Source organism: Streptomyces sp. NPDC005963 (assembly GCF_040638655.1).
In the GTDB taxonomy this organism is placed as follows: domain Bacteria; phylum Actinomycetota; class Actinomycetes; order Streptomycetales; family Streptomycetaceae; genus Streptomyces.
Genome location: NZ_JBEXVD010000010.1, coordinates 43,393 through 62,986, shown reverse-complemented (window position 1 = coordinate 62,986; position 19,594 = coordinate 43,393). Strand labels below are relative to the sequence as shown.

17 protein-coding genes and 1 pseudogene are annotated in these 19,594 nt (G+C 68.5%); 8 read left to right on the top strand and 10 right to left on the bottom strand.

Annotated features, from left to right (window positions below; translation table 11 throughout):
* The first annotated feature begins 43 nt into the window (after positions 1-43).
* Positions 44-640: a TetR family transcriptional regulator gene (locus ABZ348_RS16235; RefSeq protein WP_358933441.1), complete on the top strand. Its 597-nt coding sequence runs from the start codon at positions 44-46 to the stop codon at positions 638-640.
* Between the two features lie 839 nt (positions 641-1,479).
* On the opposite strand, the gene ABZ348_RS16230 is transcribed toward ABZ348_RS16235, so the two are convergent.
* The 8 genes from ABZ348_RS16230 to ABZ348_RS16195 form a co-directional block, all read right to left on the bottom strand.
* On the bottom strand, positions 1,480-1,947 hold the full coding sequence (locus ABZ348_RS16230) for a hypothetical protein (RefSeq protein ID WP_358933439.1): 468 nt from the start codon (positions 1,945-1,947) through the stop codon (positions 1,480-1,482).
* A gap of 208 nt (positions 1,948-2,155) precedes the next feature.
* Entirely contained in the window at positions 2,156-2,839 is a 684-nt protein-coding gene (locus ABZ348_RS16225; RefSeq protein ID WP_358933435.1) for a uracil-DNA glycosylase, read from the bottom strand.
* A gap of 225 nt (positions 2,840-3,064) precedes the next feature.
* Positions 3,065-4,642: an ABC transporter substrate-binding protein gene (locus ABZ348_RS16220; RefSeq protein ID WP_358933433.1), complete on the bottom strand. Its 1,578-nt coding sequence runs from the start codon at positions 4,640-4,642 to the stop codon at positions 3,065-3,067.
* A gap of 118 nt (positions 4,643-4,760) precedes the next feature.
* Positions 4,761-5,555: an SDR family oxidoreductase gene (locus ABZ348_RS16215; protein ID WP_358933431.1), complete on the bottom strand. Its 795-nt coding sequence runs from the start codon at positions 5,553-5,555 to the stop codon at positions 4,761-4,763.
* 15 nt (positions 5,556-5,570) lie between these two features.
* Positions 5,571-6,332, bottom strand: coding sequence for a 3-oxoacyl-ACP reductase FabG (fabG, locus tag ABZ348_RS16210; protein WP_358933430.1), 762 nt, complete (start codon positions 6,330-6,332; stop codon positions 5,571-5,573).
* A 236-nt stretch (positions 6,333-6,568) separates the two neighbouring features.
* The gene (locus tag ABZ348_RS16205; RefSeq protein WP_358933429.1) at positions 6,569-6,961 is read right to left on the bottom strand and encodes a DUF3037 domain-containing protein; all 393 of its coding nucleotides are present in this window, start codon (positions 6,959-6,961) and stop codon (positions 6,569-6,571) included.
* Complete coding sequence (locus ABZ348_RS16200) at positions 6,958-7,785, bottom strand: HipA family kinase (protein WP_358933427.1); 828 nt, start codon at positions 7,783-7,785, stop codon at positions 6,958-6,960. The genes ABZ348_RS16205 and ABZ348_RS16200 overlap by 4 nt, the downstream gene beginning before the upstream one ends.
* A 117-nt stretch (positions 7,786-7,902) precedes the next feature.
* A complete protein-coding gene (locus ABZ348_RS16195) occupies positions 7,903-8,034 on the bottom strand; it encodes a hypothetical protein (protein WP_358933425.1) in 132 nt (43 codons plus the stop codon).
* Between the two features lie 96 nt (positions 8,035-8,130).
* Between ABZ348_RS16195 and ABZ348_RS16190 the strand changes: the two genes are divergently transcribed.
* From ABZ348_RS16190 to ABZ348_RS16175, 4 genes are all read left to right on the top strand, one after another.
* Positions 8,131-8,313, top strand: coding sequence for a hypothetical protein (locus ABZ348_RS16190; protein ID WP_358933424.1), 183 nt, complete (start codon positions 8,131-8,133; stop codon positions 8,311-8,313).
* A complete protein-coding gene (locus tag ABZ348_RS16185; RefSeq protein WP_358933422.1) occupies positions 8,310-8,744 on the top strand; it encodes a GNAT family N-acetyltransferase in 435 nt (144 codons plus the stop codon). The genes ABZ348_RS16190 and ABZ348_RS16185 overlap by 4 nt, the downstream gene beginning before the upstream one ends.
* A 261-nt stretch (positions 8,745-9,005) precedes the next feature.
* Positions 9,006-10,124, top strand: coding sequence for a helix-turn-helix transcriptional regulator (locus ABZ348_RS16180; protein WP_358933420.1), 1,119 nt, complete (start codon positions 9,006-9,008; stop codon positions 10,122-10,124).
* A 435-nt stretch (positions 10,125-10,559) separates the two neighbouring features.
* Positions 10,560-11,261, top strand: a complete 702-nt coding sequence (locus ABZ348_RS16175; RefSeq protein WP_358933418.1) for a transposase — start codon at positions 10,560-10,562, stop codon at positions 11,259-11,261.
* A 446-nt stretch (positions 11,262-11,707) separates the two neighbouring features.
* Here the strand turns inward: ABZ348_RS16175 and ABZ348_RS16170 are convergent, their stop codons facing one another.
* Positions 11,708-12,247: a hypothetical protein gene (locus ABZ348_RS16170; protein ID WP_358933416.1), complete on the bottom strand. Its 540-nt coding sequence runs from the start codon at positions 12,245-12,247 to the stop codon at positions 11,708-11,710.
* A gap of 158 nt (positions 12,248-12,405) precedes the next feature.
* On the opposite strand from ABZ348_RS16170, the gene ABZ348_RS16165 reads away from it, so the two are divergent.
* On the top strand, positions 12,406-14,592 hold the full coding sequence (locus ABZ348_RS16165; protein ID WP_358933414.1) for a BTAD domain-containing putative transcriptional regulator: 2,187 nt from the start codon (positions 12,406-12,408) through the stop codon (positions 14,590-14,592).
* A gap of 184 nt (positions 14,593-14,776) precedes the next feature.
* Positions 14,777-15,035, top strand: a pseudogene (locus ABZ348_RS16160) (IS701 family transposase); the annotation flags it as partial.
* A gap of 541 nt (positions 15,036-15,576) precedes the next feature.
* On the opposite strand, the gene ABZ348_RS16155 reads toward ABZ348_RS16160, so the two are convergent.
* Entirely contained in the window at positions 15,577-17,640 is a 2,064-nt protein-coding gene (locus ABZ348_RS16155; RefSeq protein ID WP_358933412.1) for a protein kinase, read from the bottom strand.
* An 859-nt stretch (positions 17,641-18,499) separates the two neighbouring features.
* Between ABZ348_RS16155 and ABZ348_RS16150 the strand changes: the two genes are divergently transcribed.
* Complete coding sequence (locus ABZ348_RS16150; protein ID WP_358933410.1) at positions 18,500-19,573, top strand: iron ABC transporter substrate-binding protein; 1,074 nt, start codon at positions 18,500-18,502, stop codon at positions 19,571-19,573.
* The last annotated feature ends 21 nt before the right edge of the window (positions 19,574-19,594 follow it).

Below are 19,594 nucleotides of genomic sequence, written 5' to 3'. Positions count from 1 at the left end.
GGAGCGTACTACACCCGTAGTTCGGGAGGGGTAGGTTGGGTCCATGGCAGAACGCACCGTCCCCCAGGGCTCCCGAGCCGAGCTGATCACCGATACGGCCCTGGACGTCCTGGCCGAGCGTGGGATGCGCGGGCTGACGCACCGCGCCGTGGACGAAGCGGCCGGACTGCCCCAGGGCTCCACGTCGAACCTCTTCCGCACCCGGCAGACGCTGTTGAAAGCCGTGGTCACCAGGCTGATGCACCGCGAGGCATCGATCCTCGCCATCGAGGAGATGCCGGGGCCGCACGACGGCACGGCAGCCCTCGCGGACGCCCTGGCCCTCGCCGTGCACCGCTCGCTGAGCGAGCACCCCGGGCTCGTGATCGCACGGTACGAACTCGCCCTGGAGGCCACGCGCAGACCGGAGCTGCGCACGGCCTACGACACGGCGGGCCGGAGCTTTCGAGAACCGCTGCACGCCCTGATGGCGGCAGCCGGGTCCGCACACCCCGAATGGCACACCCGATCCCTGATCGCCTGGTGCGAAGGGCTCCTGTTCACCTGCGCGGCCGGGGCCGACCATGTCGCGCCCCCGGACCACGAGACCGTACGCAGAGGTCTGACGGAGTTGCTGCACGGAATGCTCGGCCGCTCCTGACCGCGGGGGCGCGATGACGACGTCCGCACCCCATCAGTCAACGGATCCGAGCGGAGCGAGTCCGTTCACGGATGGGGTACGGACCCGGGGCCGGGCCGTCGTGACTTCCTTGACGACCCCGCGATGGGAAACACCGCCACGACCCGCGACTCCCACGCGCTCCCCCACGGGACGGGCGATGCGTGTCCAAACCTGCCCGAGCACCGCGGACGATTGCGACGGCTGGTCGAGCGGTGTCATCCGTGCGGGCCATAGTGTGCGCATCCTGCCTCTGAACGCATCTGCTGCCAGCCAGAGTTGACCGGGTGACCGCTCCTGCCAAGAATCGGCTGACCGCAATGGCCTGGGCCCTGTCCGGCCTGGTCCTCTCCGGCTGTGTGACCGTACCGTCCGAGCCCCGCCCCCAGCGCCCGCTCCCCGTCGAGCGACACACTCCGGTGGTGACGCCGCACATCGTGCAGGGGCCGGCCCGTGAGGCGCTGGAACGAGTGCCTGCCGACCCCGTATCCCGCCCCTCTCCGCCTCCTCCCACACGCAGCCGTGTCCCACGAACCGACGACACACCTCCCCGACACGGCCGCCCACCCGCTCCACGGCGGACCGTGCCACCGCGCCCGACGCCCCCGCCCGTCCGCCACTCGCCGACTCCGCGGCCCACCACCATCGGTGATCTGTGTGCCATGAGCGCGCAGTACGGCGGTCTGGGACCGGACGGCGCCATCGGACGGATCTGCCGCGAGTGGCACCGCAACGGCTTGCCTGGTTCATGAGCCAGCACACCGGTCACCCATCCCGTGCCGTCGCCCGAGGCCGTCGCAGCCCGGGACCGTCCGCAACGGTCACACCTCGCGCAGCGAGCGTTCCAACCGTGCAACGGCGGTGCGCATCCGATGGCCGTAGCCGTCGTCCTGAAGATGACGAGCCGACTCACGCGCCCGATCGAGATGGGTCCGGGCGGCCTCCAGGTGCTGGAGCTTCAGATAGTCCGATGCGAGATTGAGGTGGAGCGACGGGAACAGCGCCCGCAGGGCCCGGAGCGACTTCTGTCGGTCCCCGTGCCCGTCTTCGCCCTCGGCAGCCGCCAGTGCCCTGAGATCCCACGCCAACTCGTCACCGGGGTCGTCCTGGGTGTCGGCCATGTAGTGGGCGAGGGTGCAGCGGTGCAGTGCCTCGCCGCGCTCCCCGATCTCGGACCACAACGCACCGAACCGATTGCGGGCCTCCTCGCGGTCACCGCCGTGGAGCAACATGACCGCCTGCCCGATCCGGGTCAGTACGGGATCCCAACCCGCTTCCTGCTGCTCCATCACTGCGGCCTCCCACATTCTCCACGCCAGGGCACAACGCACAGCAGCGTGCGCTCGGAGGCTGTCCCGGGCGTGCACCCGTTCCCTTCGCCCCACGACCACACGCTGCCGACGTTAATCCCCCCTGTGGGCAAACCCCCACAGGCTCGTCACGAGAGCGCGTTCCATCAGCCGGCTGCCACAGGGCCCGCCGAACCGATGGCCCCGCTCAGCCCAGGTTCGGAATGCGCCAGTCGATCGGCTCGTGCCCCTGCGCGGCGACAGCCTCGTTGATCTGGGTGAAGGGCTGCGAGCCGAAGAACTTCTTCGCGGAGAGCGGGGAAGGGTGGGCGCCCTTGACCACGACATGGCGGGATTCGTCGATCAGGGGGAGCTTCTTCTGTGCGTAGTTGCCCCAGAGCACGAAGACGGCCGGGTCGGGACGCGAGGCGACCGCGCGGATCACGGCGTCCGTCACCTTCTCCCACCCCTTGCCCTTGTGGGAGTTCGCCTCGCCCGACCGGACCGTCAGCACCGCGTTCAACAGCAGGACGCCCTGCTGGGCCCACGGCATCAGATAGCCGTTGTCCGGAATCGGCAGACCCAACTCGGACTGCATCTCCTTGTAGATGTTCCGGAGGGAGGGAGGGGTCTTCACACCGGGCCGCACCGAGAAGCAGAGCCCGTGCCCCTGACCTTCACCGTGGTACGGGTCCTGGCCGAGGATGAGCACCTTGACCCGGTCGTAGGGAGTGGCGTCGAGGGCCGCGAAGACCTCCTCCCGCGGCGGATAGACGGGACCCTTCGCCCGCTCTTCCTCGACGAACTCGGTCAGCTCCTTGAAGTACGGCTGGGCCAGTTCTTCGCCGAGGACGCCGCGCCAGGACTCGGGCAGCATGTCGGTGTCGGTCACGTCAAGAACCTCCGGAGAGTGATCAGTTACTGACCACAGAACCTACCGGGCGCCACTGACAACGGCCGCCCCGAGACAGGGCACCCACGACCGATACGGGTCCCGCTACGGTCCCGATGGCCGCCCGGTTTCGCCGTCGCCCGCTCACGGACTCGACGAGAAACCGCTCACGGGCGCGGCGAACCCCCCGGTCGCCACTCCCGTGAGCGGAGCTTGCACCCCGTACTACCAGCTCGCCTTGCGGTAGAGCTCCCACATCTGCATGATCGCCTGCGGGTCGACCGCGCGCTCGCCCCCGCCGACCTCCTTGTTGGCGGCGATGTAGACCTTGCCCTGCCACAGCGGCAGCAGCCGCACATCGTTGGCGAGGATCTTCTGGATGTCCTCGAAGTACGCGGTCACGGCACCGCGATCGGTCTCGCTGCGGGACTGCGGCAGCAGTTCCTTGGTGATCTCGTCGTTGGAGTAGGGGGTCGACAGGACGTTCTGCTCCCCAACGAACGGCGCGATGAAGTTGTCCGGGTCCGGGAAGTCGGGGAACCAGCCGCGCCCGAACACCGGGTACGCGCCGCTCTGGTAGCCCTTCTGGAACTCGGCCTCCGGCTTGCCCTTGACCGTGATCTCGAACAGTCCCGAGGCTTCCAACTGCTCCTTGATCGCGTTGAACTCGATGCCCGTGCCGGCGCCGTAGCGGTCGGTGGTGTACCAGAGGGTCAGCTTCACCGGCTCGGTGATTCCGTCCTTCTCCAGGATCCGCTTGGCCTTGGCGGGGTTCGGCTCGCCGTAGACGTCGAAGAACTGGGTGGAGTGACCGGTGATGCCTCGGGGAATCATCGAGTACAGGGGCTCGGCCGTGCCCTTGTAGACCTTGGAGATGAGGGCCCCGCGATCGATGATCTGAGCGATCGCCTTGCGCACCGACGCCTTGCCGGCCATCGGGTCCCTGGGGTTGAAGACGAGGTAGCGGATGTCCGCACCGACCGTCTCGATGACCTGGAGGTTCTTGTTCTGCGGCAGCTTCGTCTGCTGGAGGTCGGCCACGTCCGTCGCGGTGAGCCCCCGGAAGGTGGCGTCGATCTTCTTCCGCTTGAGCGCTCCGATCATGATGCCGGAGTCACGGAAGTAGCGGATCGTGACGGCGTCGTTCTTCATCCGGGCGAAACCCCGGTAGCTGCCGTTCTTGACGAGCTCGGCCTTGTCGCCCTTGGTGTAGGAGCTCAACTTGTAGGGCCCGGAGCCCGTCACGCGACCGTCGTTGCGCAGTCGGGTGGCCGGGTACTCGTTGGGCGCCACCAAGGCAGTGGCCGGAGTGGCGAGGACGAAGGGGAAGGTGGCGTCGGGCGCCTTGAGGAAGAATTTGACCTTGAGTTCCCCGTCGGTCTGCACACTCCCCAGCGACGTGAGCAGTTTACTGGGGCCGTTCGTGGCAGAGATGTGCTGCACTCGCGTGATGGAGTGCTTCACCGCTTCCGCGTTGAGCTTCTCGCCATTGGAGAACAAGAGCCCCGGCTTCAACGTGCATTCGTAAACCTTGGTGTCCGCGAACTCGCAACGCTGTGCCGCGTCGGGTTGCGGCAGCGTGCTACCCGTCGGGAAACTCAGCAGGGTTTGAAAGACATTGCGATACAACTCCCATGAACCATCCCAGGCGGCTGCCGGATCGAGGGTGGTGGGCTCGCTCGTCGTGCCGACCGTGATCTTCTGATCGCCGCCGCCTTCAGCATCGGAGAACAGGCCGCATCCCGCGAGCAGGGATATGGACGCTAGGGCTGCAGTGGACTGCAGACAGGTCCGGTAGAACACGTGCACGCTCCTCGTTCGGCCGTGGGTCGGCCGACCATACCGCAGTGCCCTGTCGGTTCGACCCGGGGGCGCAGGGGCAGGGCACTTGACTCAACGCGTAACAAAAGGCGCAGCTAGCTCAATGCAAACCTGCTTTGAGGAAGATACCCCCGTCGACGACCAATGTCTGTCCCGTGACCCAGTCGGATTGCTCCGAAGTGAGAAAGGCAGCCGCCGCGCCGATGTCCGCGGGCGCACCGAGGCGCCCCAGCGGGTAGGCGGCCGCCGCCTCGTCCTCACGGCCCTCGAATAGCGCCCGCGCGAATTGGGTCTTGACCACCGCGGGGGCAATCGCGTTGACCCGCACGCCAGGGGCGAACTCATGGGCCAGCTGAAGGGTGAGGTTGACCATCGCCGCCTTGCTCATGCCATAGGCGCCGAGGAATGGGGAAGGGGCGAGTCCGGCTACGGATGCGATGTTCACGATCGCGCCGCCGTTCTCCTTCTGCCATGCGCGGTACGTCTGTTGGGCGAAGCCGAGTGCGGAGATCACATTCGTCTCATACACCTTGCGCACCACGGAGAGATCGAGTTCGGCGAGCGGACCGTAGACCGGATTGGTGCCGGCGTTGTTCACCAGGAAGTCGATCCGCCCGAAGACGTCCAGAACGTGCCGTACGGCAGCGGCCTGATGGGCCTCGTCATGGGCTTTGCCCGCGATGGCGGTGGCACGGTCGACCCCGAGGCGGTCCACCGCCTGCCGTAGCGCGTCCTCGTTGCGTCCGGTGATGCACACCCGATCGCCACGGGCGATCAGGGCCTCGGCGATGCCGTAGCCGATGCCCCGGCTTCCCCCCGTGATCAATGCGGTTCGACCGCTGTCGGGTACCGGGAGACGGTCGGCCCGCGGTGGGGACGGTGCGTCGGGGTGCATCTCTCTCCTCCGTACTCAGTCGAGCGGTCCGCCGGCCACGTACAGCACCTGCCCGGACACGAAGCCCGCTTCTTCGCCGGCGAAGTACGCGATCGCCGCCGCCACGTCCTCGGGGCGTCCCACTCGCTGGACCGGGATCTGGGTGGCGGCGGCGGCCTGGAACTCCTCGAAGCCCATGCCGACGCGGGTCGCGGTCGCTGCCGTCATCTCCGTGGCGATGAAGCCGGGGGCGACGGCGTTGGCGGTGATCCCGAACTTGCCGAGCTCCTTGGCGAGCGTCTTGGTGAATCCCTGGAGCCCGGCCTTGACCGCCGAGTAGTTGGCCTGGCCACGGTTGCCGAGCGCCGAGGAGGAGGACAGCGAGACGATCCGCCCGAAACCCGCGTCCACCATGTGCTTCTGACATGCCTTGGCCATCAGGAACGCGCCCTTGAGGTGCACGTTCACCACGGTGTCCCAGTCGGACTCGGACATCTTGAACAACAGGTTGTCGCGCAGCACTCCGGCGTTGTTCACGAGGATGGTCGGTGCGCCCAACTCGGCTGCGACCCGGGCGACCGCGGCGTCCACCTGCGGGCCGTCGGACACGTCACAACTGACGGCGAGCGCGCGGCCCCCCGCGGCGGTGATCGTGTCGACGGTGTCCTTGCAGGCCGCCTCGTCCAGGTCGAGTACCGCGACGGCGCGACCGTCCGCGGCGAGCCGCACGGCCGTGGCGGCTCCGATGCCCCTGGCCGCCCCGGTGACGACAGCTACCCGCTGCTCGGTGGTCGACATGCTGTTCTCTCCTCGCCGTTGACTGCGCCACGTCGGCGGGTGCCCGCGGCGGTGATCGTGCACGGTGCACCGGCACCCGTGGCGAACGGATGCCGGAGAGCCCCTTGCCGGACGCTTCTCCGTAGGGGCCATGACACCCCGAGAGTGAGCGACCGCTTAGTATTCTCGGCTGGACGAGACGCTAGAAGCCCTGGCACCCGGTGTCAACGGCCACCACGGGCGCGCCGGACGGGAGCTCAGCGCACGAGCAGTGTGAGGAGACGTTCGACCTCCACCGCGGGATCTGCGGTCAGCCCGGTGTGCACAGGCCCGGGTTGGACGACGGTCGATCGCGGGGCGATCAGCCATCGAAAGCGACGGCCCACGTCGTCGACGGCCGCCTGCCCTGCGATGTCCCCACCGCAGCAGACGTACTCGACGGCGCGCAGGGCCGCCCGAACTCCGGTCACATCGGCGGCGGGATCCAGGGCCCGGAGCTTGGTCTCGTCCAGATGCGTCCGGGCGGAGACGAAGGACCGCGCACGGCAGTAGACCACCACGCCCGCGTTGAAGCACTCGCCCCGCTCGACCCGTGGCACCACCCGCAGCAGGGCGTACTCGAACACCTCGCGGCCACCGTGCCCGCTCATGATCGCGCACCCTTCTGCTCGGTACGGCCGGTCAGCCAACCGGGCGCCTGGGAGGGGCGGCTCTTGGACGGCTCGCCCAAGGTGATCCGCTCGTGGATCGTCGCCGCCCGTGGCAGCAGGGCATCCACATAGGCCCTGCGCAACGCGTCCGTGGTGTCGAACCCCGGCTCGTCCACCAGCCATTCGTCGGGTAGGTCGGCGGCTGCCGCGGTGATCAGCTCCTCGGTCACCCGGGGCGCGAGTTCGGCAGCCGCCGTGGTGATGTCGGGCGAGAAACGGGCGAGCGCATGGTCGGACGCGTCGTACGGCTTCTGCGCCCAGGAGGCGACCCCCGGCCAGTTGTGGTGCCAGATCATCGTCGCGCCGTGGTCGATCAGCCAGAGGTCTCCGTGCCAGACCAGCATGTTGGGGTTGCGCCAGGAGCGGTCGACGTTGTTGATGAGGGCGTCGAACCAGATGACCCGGCCGGCCTCAGCCGGGTCCACCTCATAGGCGAGCGGGTCGAAGCCGATGGTCCCCGGCAGGAAGTCCATGCCGAGGTTGAGCCCGCCGCTCGCCTTCAGCAGCTCCTGCACCTCCTGGTCGGGCTCACCGAGACCGATCACCGGATCGAGCTGGATGGCCACCAGATCGGGCACCCTCAACCCCAGTGCGCGGCCGATCTGCCCGCAGATGACTTCGGCGACCAGGGTCTTGCGGCCCTGTCCGGCACCGGTGAACTTCATCACGTACGTACCGAGATCGTCCGCTTCGACGATGCCGGGGAGCGAGCCGCCCTCACGCAACGGCGTGACATAACGGGTCGCGGTGACTTCTGTCAGCATTTCCCCAGGCTATAGGGCACGACCCCCTGAGAATCCACAGACCGCGTCGCACCGTACAACCGGGCGGGCCCCGCCCCGGTCGCCCCGGGGAGAATCTGGGGAGTTTCCACCGGGACGTCACTCCCTCCGGCTCCCCAGGATTCCGTCGATGACGGTCCGCCCCTTCGCCCCGGCTTCCGGCATGAAGTGAGCGTAGTAGCTCAGCGTGACCGTCGGCGAGGAGTGCCCGAGCCACCGCGCCAACGTCACCACGGACTCCCCCGCCTCCAGGATAAAGGCGTTGGGGGCGTCGGCCGATGTCGGCGACTGGAAGCAGTGCGGAAAACGCCGGGCGGGGTGTGTCCTGTGTCCGCGGACCGGGCTGCGGTGGTGGTGTTCGACGGATCGGTCAGCAGCCTGGGGCGGGTGCACTGCGGCAGCGGTCGGGCCGACAGCAGCATAGAGATCGAGGCGGCAGAGCTCATGGCAGCCATCCCGGGGGCCGCTACGGCGTCGATCGCCGATCTCTCGGCAGACGAGCCGGCATGACGACCATCCGTGACGCCACGCCCTCGGACGCCGATGACATCTACCGTCTGCTGAGCGGGTTCGTAACGAGCTATCGGCCCGACCGAGTGGTCTTCGACGGCGACACGTTCCCCCAGATCATCGAGGCCGCCTCGGATGGCAACGCTGAGTTCCTGGTCGCCGAGCAGGACTCGTGCGTGGTCGGGTACCTGCTCGCGGTGCGCATGCCCACCCTGTTCGCCGGCGGAACGATCCTCGAACTGCTCGAACTCACCGTGGCCCAGCCGATGCGGCGCCGTGGTACGGGTTCCGCGCTGATCCGGGCCGCACAGGCAAAGGCCCGGAAGGCGAAGGACGTCGAGGTGACCGTGCCGACCCGCAGAGCGGCCGACCTCTATCGTGCTCTTGGGTTCCACGAGACCGCTGTTCATCTCAGATGGTCCACTACATGATCGGGAATCTGTCGACCAATCGGCCAGGCGATCGCCGAGCGGGCTTTCGCCGCAGCCCCTCAGAGTGGAGGAGGCCGACGACCGGACGATCGGCCATGAGGTGGAGCCCGTCAGCAACTCCCTTGCGTGTAGTCAAGGGTGATGACCGATCAAGCGACTTGTTTGCCAGCCAGCGTCAGGACCGACCTTCTCAGCCGGTGGCGACCGGCGACATCCCAGGACTACGGGGGGGCACGCCAACCTCAGCCCTATGGTTAGGAGATGACCTCATTCCGTGACAGGGGTCGCCGGATGCTGGGAGAGATCGACGATCTGGCGGCAGCGAAGTTACCTCTGGAACAGTTCTTCCGGCAGCTCCTCACCGTCCTCAGGCCCGCTCTCGGGTGTGAAGCGGGCTGCCTGCACGGGGCCGATCCGGTCACCGGCTTCCTGACCTCCACCGTTGCCGAGGGCCTGCAGCCGACCCCCTTCGAGCACGCCATCTGGTTGGAGATGTGGTCCGAAGACACCACTCGGTTCGTCGACATCCGGGCCGCCGGCCGCATCGTGGAGACCGTCCACCGCGCCACCGGTGGCCGCCCTGAACACAGCGTGCGCTACCGGGAGTTGCTCGCCGAATACGGGCTCGGCGACGAGCTGCGGATGAACTTCGATGTCGGCGGCGGGTTATGGGGAGCCGCCGCAATGATGCGCGAGGCCGGATCGGCGCCCTTCGGCGTGAGCGAGCAGAGACTGGCCGAACGGGCCGCCCGGGCTGTGGCCGTCGCCCTGCGCGACTATGCGCGGCCCACCGCAGGCATCCCTGACGGGCAGAACCTCCGAGCGGACCCGCAGCACGGACCGTACTGGATGGGGGTCGCCGTCATCGGCCCCACCGGTCGGCTCACCTCCGCGGACTCCGGGGCCCGGCAACTGTTCGAGGAGCTCTCCGAGACGCAGTACCGCCCCGCCGGAGTACCGACCGCACTGGTCTACCTCTCCGAGCGAGCCCGCGCCCACGCGACCTCCGCGAAGGCGGGCTCCCATGCCTGGACCCGGCTGCGCCGCCCCAACGGTCAGTGGCTCTCCGTCCACGCCTCGCTGCTCGACGAGTGCCCGCGGGGCAGCGTCGCCCTGGTCGCCCAGCCCGCGAGCCCGGTCGAGGTCATCCCGCTGTCCCTGCTGGCACACCGGTTCTCCCCCCGAGAGCAGGAGGTGGTCCTTCAGGCAGTACGGGGTTTGAGCACCAGGGACATAGCACAGCGGCTCTTCCTGAGCCCGGCCACCGTCCAGGACCACCTGAAGTCGGCCTTCACCAAGACCGGCGTACGCAGTCGCCGCGAACTCGTCGCACTCCTCGCGGCCCCGTACAACGCCGGACTCGGCCGCCCCCCGGCCTGACGCCCCGCCCGACCATCCCGCCCCAGCTCTACCCACCCCACCCCGAAACCCGGCACGAGCCCGGACAGCACGAAAGCCCCAGGCCGTTGAACTGGGGCTGTGCCGAGGAACGGTCCGCAACAGGTTGTCTCCGTACCACAGGGAAGAGGTCGTGAGCCCTCCCCCGTTACCTTTTCGTGGCCCGGCAACGGGGCGCCTGGCTTCCGGGCCCGGTATGGCTGTGTGCCCCCTGTCGAAGTGGATGACCTCGGGGGTGTTGCCACCGGGCTTCGGGGCACCGCTTGACTGCTGATGAGGGGCCTGACGACCGCCTGGCCCGACGCAATGCCGGACCTGTTCAACGGGTGGGGGTGTCTGCTTAGCGTGGTTGCCGGCGTGTGGTGCCGCGGGGACGGCCAGGAGTTGAGCAGAGCGAGAGGCGAGAGGCACGCGCACATGGTCGACACCACCGCGATAGATCTCTTCCTCGGCCTGGACCTGGGCAAGGAGTTCCACCACGCCCATGGCCGCACCGGGGACGGCAGAACCGTGCACGATAAACGGCTGCCGAAAGTCGAGCGGAAACTGCTGGAACTGTTCAACAAGCCGGTGGAGATGTTCGGCACTGTGCTGGTGGTCGTGGACCAGGTCGCCAACATCGGCGCTCTGCCGCTGACGGTGGTCCGTGCGGCGGGCTGCCGGGTTGCCTGCCTGCCTGGACTGTCGATGCGGCGGGCCTCTCCTGGAAAACCTCCCTCTCTTCCGCCTCCTGACGTCGCCGCCCGGTATGGGCGTCAGGACTTCCGCCGCCGTGATCGTGGCGATCGGAGACGGCACCACCTTCCCCACCGCCGGACACCGGCCTCCTACTCCGGGCTGGCTCCGGCCATCAAGTCCACGGGCACCTCGATCCGCGGTGAGCACGCACCCCACCGGCGCAACCGGCTGCTCAAACGGGCCCTGTTCCAAGCCGCGTTCGCCGCGATCGGCTGCAAGAGCGACCCGTCTTCCCGGATCTACTACGACCGCCAGCGCGCCCGCGGCAAGACCCACACCCAGGCCGTGCTCCGCCTCGCCCGACAACGGGTCAACGTCATCCACGCGATGATCCGCACCGGCAGTTACTACGAACCCCGCACCCTCGCCCTCGCGGCCTGACAACCCGCCCACCCTGCCTGCTCCAGCGCACCGCACCCAACCCGCCGCGAACCCCAACGAATCCACCCCACCAGGGTTGACGAAACAGATAGGGGCACCCCCCGCAAACCTGGGATGTCACCGGTCGCCACCGAATGGGAAAGTCTGACCCGGTGCCACCACCCCTGCAACGAGGTCCGCCGCCCCGCACCCATGACATCTCCCCGGCAGAGGAGTTCCCGCCCCATGCCACGTGCCCCTCACCCCGGAGTCCCCGCCGACCGGCCAGACCCCCGCCCGGCCTCCCGCACCGCCGAGTGGCCCGGCCACCCGAGGGTGACCGGGCCACTCGTACGGGAGCCCTCGCGCCGTGCCCCAAGGGCTCCGGACCGAAACCGGAATCGACGGCGGTACGGCCGGGCGGACTACTCACTGCCAGCCCGGCCGGTCACACTACTGTGCCGCCGTCAGTTCCAGGGGTTGGCCTGCTGGTCGTTGATGGCGGTCCAGAAGCGGGCATTGGGGGCGATGTTGCCGTATGCCCAGAAGCTCCACCCGCCGACGTTCTCCAGGTCCGCACCGTAGCGGCCGTCGTGGAACTCGGCCTGGCGCCAGCCGATGCCGAAGGCCGCCGAGCAGACGCTGTTGGCCGCGGCCTGGCTGTTCAGCCGGGAGCCCTTCACCGACGGGCTGAGCGCGACGGTGCCGCCGGCCCAACCGTTGTAGAAGCCCAGGCTGATGCCCTCCGGCGCCGGGCTGCCGTCCACGTTGATGCAGAGGACCGGCAGCGAGACGGACGGAAGGGTGTCGCCGTTGTACGGGTCGCTCGGTGTCAGGTGCGCCGGACCGCCGACCCGGACGGTCCCGTCGGGGCCTGTGCCCAGCGTCTGCCAGGTCATCCCCTTGTGGGTCGCCGGCCCGGCGGCCTGCGCGGGGCTCACCGAGAGGGGAACCAGGGCCAGGCCGAGGGCGACGGCCAGGGCTGCGGCCCGCTTCATACGCTTCATCCAACTGCTCCTTGAGTGTGAGGGAGCCGGCCCTTGCGGGGCCAGCGGAAGAAGACTCCCAAGCACCTGCACGAAGTTGACACGATTCCTTCATCGAGTGGTCACGGCGTTCGAAAGCACTGAGTCGGCTCGGTGTCGGCCAACCACGAGGGGAATACATGGAGTTCAGGATTCTGGGACCACTGGAAGTGTGGACGGACGACGGAAGGCGGGCCCGGACAGAAGGGGCCAAGCAGGAGCGGATGCTCGCCGTCCTGCTGCTGAACGCCGGTGCTGTCGTCCCTGTGGCCCGACTGGTCGACGCGGTCTGGGACGACGAACCGCCGGCCACGGCGCACCGCCAGGTACGGAACCTGGCAGGGCTGCTGCGGCGCAAGCTCGCCACAGCCCAGGACGGGCCGCCGGCGCTGCTCACCGACGGACCCGGCTACCGGATCGCACCGGACGGTCACCAGGTGGACGCCCGGACCTTCGCCCACCGGGTGTCGGTGGCGCGCCAACTGGCCGAGCACGGTGAACCCGTCGCCGCCGTGCAGGAGTTCCGCTCTGCGCTGGGCCTGTGGCGCGGCCCGGTGCTGGACGGGCTGTCCGGCAGCCTGCTGACCGCCGGTTCGGTGGCACTGAACGAGCTTCGACTCACCGCCTGGGAGAACTGCCTCGACCTGGAGGCCGAACTGGGCCGGCACCGCCAGATCATCCCGGAACTGACCGCACTGGTCGCCGAACACCCGCTCCGGGACCGCTTCGTGTCACAGCTCGTCCGGGCCCTGCACCGGGCGGGCAGACAGGCCGACGGGCTCGCCGCATACGGCCGGTTCGCCCGACGGCTGGCCGACGAACTGGGCCTCGACCCCGGCCCTGAACTCCAGCTCCTGCAAAGAGAGTTACTGAAGGGCGGCCCCGTCCCGGCCGCCCCCTCGACCCGCCCCCGGCAGCAGGCCCCCAGGCCCGCCCAACTGCCGCCCGCACTGGCCACCTTCGTCGGACGGAGAGCGGAACTCGGCGCCCTCGACGGCGGCCTCGCCGGCCCGTCCGTCGCCGCCGGCATCGACGTGGTGACCGGCGGCGCCGGGACGGGCAAGACCGCCCTCGCCGTTCACTGGGCCCACCAGGTCCGCGAGCACTTCCCTGACGGCCAGCTCTACGTCAACCTGCGCGGGTACGCCTTCGGCCCGCCGCTGGCCCCGTACGAGGCGCTGGCCCGCTTCCTGCGGGCCCTCGACACCGACCCCGAGCGGATACCTGGCACCATCGACGAGAGCGCCGCCCTGTACCGGTCGCTGCTCGCCGACCGCAGGGTTCTGGTACTGCTCGACAATGCCCACAACGCCGAGCAGGTCCGGCCACTACTGCCCGGCTCCGCGGGCTCGCTGGCCCTGGTGACCAGTCGGGACGGGTTGGCCGGGCTCACCGCCTGCGACGGCGCCCGGCGGCTGGTGCTCGATGTACTCCCCCAAACCGAGGCCGTCGAACTGCTCGCCCGGATCACCGGAGCCGACCGCACCCGCGCCGAACCCCGCGCCGCCGCCGAACTCGCCGCCGCCTGCGGCCACCTGCCGCTCGCCCTCGGCATCGCGGCGGGCCGCCTCGCGGAACGACCCCACCGCACCCTGGCGGAACACGCAGCCGAACTGCAGGACTCAGAAAACCGCCTGACGGCTTTTCAGATCGACGGCGACGCCACCTCCGCCCTCCGGGTGGCCTTCGACCTCTCCTACCGCGCCCTGCAACCCGCCCCCCAGCAGCTCTTCCGACTACTCGGCCTGGCCCCCGACAGCTGCATCAGCACGGCCGCGGCCGCCGCGCTCTCCGGCTCGCCCATCGCCGGGACCAGGCCGGTACTCGAACATCTCGCCGCCGCCCACCTGGTCAACCCCGCCGGACCGGACCGCTACCGCCTGCACGACCTGCTGCGCTGCTACGCCGCCGAACGCGCCACCGCCGAAACCGGCCCCGCCGAACGCGCCGCCGCCCGGGAACGCCTCTGTTCCTGGTACCTGCACCACGCGGAGGCGGCGGCACGCCTGCTCACCCCGCAGCGCCAGCCCCTGCCGCTCACCGCCGTGGGCCCCTGGTACGAGCCGGCGAATTTCACCACTCCGGCCGAGGCGCGGCGGTGGTGCGAGATCGAGCACTCCCACCTGCTGGAGATCGTCCGGTACGCCGCCGAGCACGGCCTCGACGGCCACGCCGGGCAGCTGCCCTTGGTGCCCTGGAGCCACTTCCAGGCTGGCCCGTACCTGGCGGACCGAGTGGAGGCGGACCGGTCGGCGTCGCGACGGCACGCCGGACCGGCGACCGCAGCGGCGAGGGCCACACCCGCAACAACCTGGCCACCACCCTGAGCGTGCAGGGCCGGTACGAACCCGCCCCAGTACTCCAGCAGGATTTCGCTGTCTGACCTGTGGTTTCGCTCGGCGGGCGGATTGTAGCGGCCTGCGGGTGGTCGGGGGCGGTCTCACGGAGGCCGCCCCTCGAACGTGTGCAGCCGCCGTTGGTAGTGACAGCGTCCAGGGAAGGCAGCCCCGTGTGATGAGCGAGCGGGCTGCCGCGCAATGGGACCTGGAACTGAACGACCTCTTCGTGGCCATTGGGCATCGCTTCGGCCGTGTGGAACTTCGCCGCCGGATGCGTGACTACGTACGGGGACTGCTCGCTCTGGTCGCCCGCAAGAACAGCTGGCAGCTGGCAGCTGGCCGAGCAGGCGGGTCACGCCACTCCCGACGGCCTGCAGCACCTGCTGGCCGGCGCGAAGTGGGAAGCCGACGACATCCGCGACGACCTGCAAGATTGCCGCCGGACCTTCAGACGTCCATCCTTGGCGGGCGGCCGTACGACCTGCGGGATCCTCGGCCGCCCCGAAGGGTGACCGCCCGCTGCACCTCTTTGCCGCACAGCATCAATGGAGCAGGACGATCGCCCATGGCGTTGCGGGGACGACGACGACGGCGTTCACCTTCACGCACGTTAAGCACCCCGGCTCGACCGACGACCGGCACCGATCCCGGCACCCGCCTCAGCCCTCATTCGCTTGACGCTCATATGACGCCAGGTCAGCCATGTACAACGCCGTCTTGCCGCAGGTCAGGACCCTCAGCACGTCAACTCCATCACGTACGTACCGAGATCGTCCGCCTCGACGATGCCGGGGAGCGAGCCGCCCTCACGCAACGGCGTGACATAACGGGTCGCGGTGACTTCTGTCAGCATTTCCCCAGGCTATACGGCGGGGCTCCTTCGGGATCATCTGATGTTCGGGGATGTGCCCGGCGGTCACCACTACCGCTATCGAGTGAGGAACTCATGGACCGGGCTTCACCGCTGCCGCCTTATCGCTCAGGTCCTGCTATCTGTGGGTTGCAGGTGCCCGAGCCGATGAACTGTCGTTCGCCCATGTACGGGTCATAGGCGGCGACGGTCCAGCGGGTGTAACTCCATTTCTTGTTGGCAGTGAACTCGGCCGTGAGCGAGCGGCAGACGGCCTCCTCCACGGCGCCCTGGAGGTTGGATTGGGAAGCACGACTGCCAAAACGATTGTTGGGGTCGTCAGTCCATACGTAGGCAGCGTTCTCGGCGGGGTCGAAACCCAGGTCGATGCCCTCGCCCGCGCTGAGCGGCTCCTCGTTCGTCTGCGCGGTGTTGCGGTTCCACGTGGCGATGATGTCTTTGACCGTTGCGTTGGCGACGCGGATCTCCGCTGTGGCACTGCTGGGAATCTCTGCGGTCGTCATACCGGACGCATCACCGCGCCACTGGCCGGCGATCTCGTTGAAGCAGCCGTCGGTCGCCTTTCCGTATCCGAGCACGGCTGCCTCGGTGTCCGCTGCGGACGTTTTCCAGTGGATGGAGAAGCGACCGTAGGGCCAGCTGGTCGGGTTGTCCCTGAGCTGGTGGGCGAGGGCCGTACAGGCGGCCATATGACTGGCTCGGAGAAACATCTGCTGGTAGTCCTCCGAGAGTTGGGGGACCGGTCCTCCGGTGACGACCAGGGTCTGCGCGCGCAGGTTGAAGGTGATCTCGGGCTTGATGAACTCCAAGCCCTTGGTGGTCAGCATGGTGGTGATGTGGTTGCGGATCGCCTGCTGGGTCTTCTCTTCTCGGGGGTTCGCGAAGCCCGTGCTGGTCCGCCATTCGTCGGGGTGAGGTTCGGCCCTGTCACTGCCCCGGGTGAAGGCGGGGTGGGCTTCTCCTTCCAGGGGGTCCACGGGAACCTTCACGGTTCGTGGATCGATGGGAGATGCGGTGCTGGTGGAGCCCGGACTGGCGGAAGCTGCGGTGCCGGCGGGTCTCTGAGCGGGTGCCGCAGGACTGGCCACGCTCTTCGACGTGGTGTGCTGCTGATCCTGGCCCTTGGAGTCCAGGGCCCCGACGGCGCCCGCGACGGCCGCGCTGACAGTGGCCACGGCGATGAGGGCGATGAGAGTTCGTCTACGAGCCGACCTGGTCGGGACCTGCCAGGCGGGGTCCTCGACGTCGGGCACGTGCCATTCGGTGGTGATGAGGTCGCGGGCGTCGGTGGGTTGTGGCCCACGGTCGGCGGCGAGCACCTGGGTCGCCTGGGCGGAGAGGAGACCGGCGCACTCCTGCGCCGCGGATTCGGATGTGGTGCGCTCGTCGGGGTCCTTCGTCAGTGCCTTCTCCACCGTTTCCCGCAGCCCGTCGGGGAGGCCGTCGAGGTCCGGCTCGACGGCCATGATGCGGTAGGCGACTACATCAGGAGAGCCCGTGCCGAACGGGAGCCGGCCGGTGGCCGCGTAGGCGACGAGAGCCCCCCAGGCGAACACATCGCCCTCAGGCCCGGCAGTTCCGGTGCGGTAGTGCTCGGGGCTGATCCACCCAGGGGTACCGGTCATCACACCGGTACGGGTCACGGACGTGCCGTCCACGGCGTGGGCAATGCCGAAGTCCAGCACGAGGGGTCCGGCAGGGTTGATGATGACGTTCTGTGGTTTGACGTCCCGGTGGATGACCCCGGCGGCGTGGATGACTGCCAGGGCCCGGGCGGTGCCGGTGGCAAAGGCGTAGAGGGTTCCGCCGGCGAGAGGGCCGTGGGCGGCCAGATGCTGGTCGAGGGTGAGGCCCGGGGCGTACGCGGTGGCCAGCCAGGGAGTTTCGGCATCGGGATCGGCTGCGAGGAGGGGTATCAGACAGGGTCCCTGGACACGTGTGGAAAGCTGCACTTCGCGGCGGAAACGGGCACGGAACTCGGGGTCCTCGGCGTGCGAGGCATGGACGAGTTTGACCGCGACGCGCAATCCGGTCGGATCGAGGCCGGCATGAACGGTGCCCATGCCACCGGAGCCGAGACGACCGACAATCCGGTACGGGCCGACCCGGGTGGGGTCACCGGCGCGGGCAGGCTGCAACCGGTCGTCAGACCGAGCGGTGCTCACAGGGCATCCATTCCTCTTCAGCGATGGAGCAAAGGGGAGGTCCGGGTGGCGATCGGGATGAGTCCGCCCGAGCCTGGCGGCTGGATGGTATCCATGGGAGATCAACTTGCGCGGCGACTCCCATGCATCGGGCAGGGTGCCGTCCCGGTGCCCACGCCCCCGCTGGCCTACCGGGACCGCCGACACCTCGCCCGCAGTCTCCGACGGGTCCATGGCATGGCGTACCAACGCGTACGCGTGCTTGCCATTTCGCCGGACACCGGTTGCCCCGGGAAGGAGCGGGCTGGGCTGGAGCCCCGGAACCAGTCGCTACGCGCCCCTGCTTCCCTCGCCGATCCCCCGGAGGCACGACCTCGTTCGATGGCAGACGGGGACGTCCTCCATCACGACGCAGAGCGCCGGTAGTGGAGTGGCCCACCAGCCGTTCAGCCGTCGGGCGTCAGCCGAGCTCCCAGAGGTTGCGCGGTTGTCGTACAGCCGATGGGCCTCCGTAGGGCCCCCATCCGCTCCGCAGTCGACAACGCCCCCGACCGCCCGGCAAACCCCATACGGTGCAGACAGGGACATCCTGCTGAAGCACCAGCGTGATCGGACCGGCTCACCGGGCCGGGTGGGCGATACAGACAGATGGACCATCCGCCTCGACGGATTCTCGCCAGAGAGTGGACAGTGGCTGCCACAACGCCATAGATAAGGGCGAAACATCATCAATCACCATGAGCAGGATCGGTTTTCCTTCATTCATTGGCTGAAAATTGACAGTTAGGTAAGCCTGGCCATATCTATAGGGATTCCGGATTCATTCCCGCCCTCGGTCGGCCTCCCCCAATGGCCTCAGCGGGCTATACAGGAGGCCCTCATGCGTCGCCCGCTCCCCCGCCGCGGCACGGCTGCTCTCGCCGTGTCCGCACTGCTCCTCCCCGTGCTCGCCGCGTGCGGGAGCTCGGATGACAAGAGCAGCGAGAGCCCGGCGAAGACCGGAGAATCGGCCAAGAAGGGCTCTGGGGACGAGTTGGTCATCTACTCCGGCCGCAACGAGGAGCTGATCTCTCCGATCATCGCGAAGCTGGAGAAGGCGACGGGGACCAAGGTCCAGGTCCGCTACGGAGACAGCGCCGAACTCGCTGCCCAGATCCTGGAGGAGGGCGACAGGACCAAGGCCGGTCTGTTCTTCTCCCAGGATGCGGGCGCCCTCGGCGCACTCTCCCAGGCCAAGATGCTCGCGAAGCTCCCCGAGGGGTCCCTGAACAAGGTCGACGCCGCCTACCGCGGCGGGGAGGGTGACTGGGTCGGCGTCTCCGGTCGTTCCAGGGTCATCGCCTACAACCCGAAGAAGACCGAGAAGGCCCCGGACAGCATCCATGAGCTGACGAAGCCCGCTTGGAAGGACAAGGTCGGCTACGCCCCCACCAACGCCTCCTTCCAGGCGTTCGTCACCGGAATGCGCGTCCTAGAGGGCGACGAAGCCACCCTGAAGTGGCTCAAGGGCCTGAAGGCCAACGGCGCCAAGACCTACGCCAAGAACGGCGTCGTTCTCGACGCCGTTGACAAGGGCGAGGTCACCCTCGGTTTGATCAACCACTACTACTGGTACGAGAAGGTCGCCGAAGTGGGCGCCGACAAGGTGACCGCGAAGATCCACTTCCTTCCTGGTGGAGATCCCGGCGCACTGATCAACGCCGCGGGTGTGGGCGTCCTCAAGGACGGCGGCCAGCAGGCGGCGGCCGAGAAGGCCGTCGACTACCTCCTGTCGAACGAGGCACAGACCTACTTCGCCGAGGGAACCAAGGAGTACCCGCTCGCCGCCGGTGTCACCAGCACCGTGCAGGGGCTCCCCGCACTCGACTCGCTCGACGCACCGAAGATCGACCTCGGCAAGCTGGAGTCACTCCAGAAGACCCTGGAGCTCCTCAAGGAAGCCGGGATGGTCTGACCGCCCCAGGCCCGTCCTCGC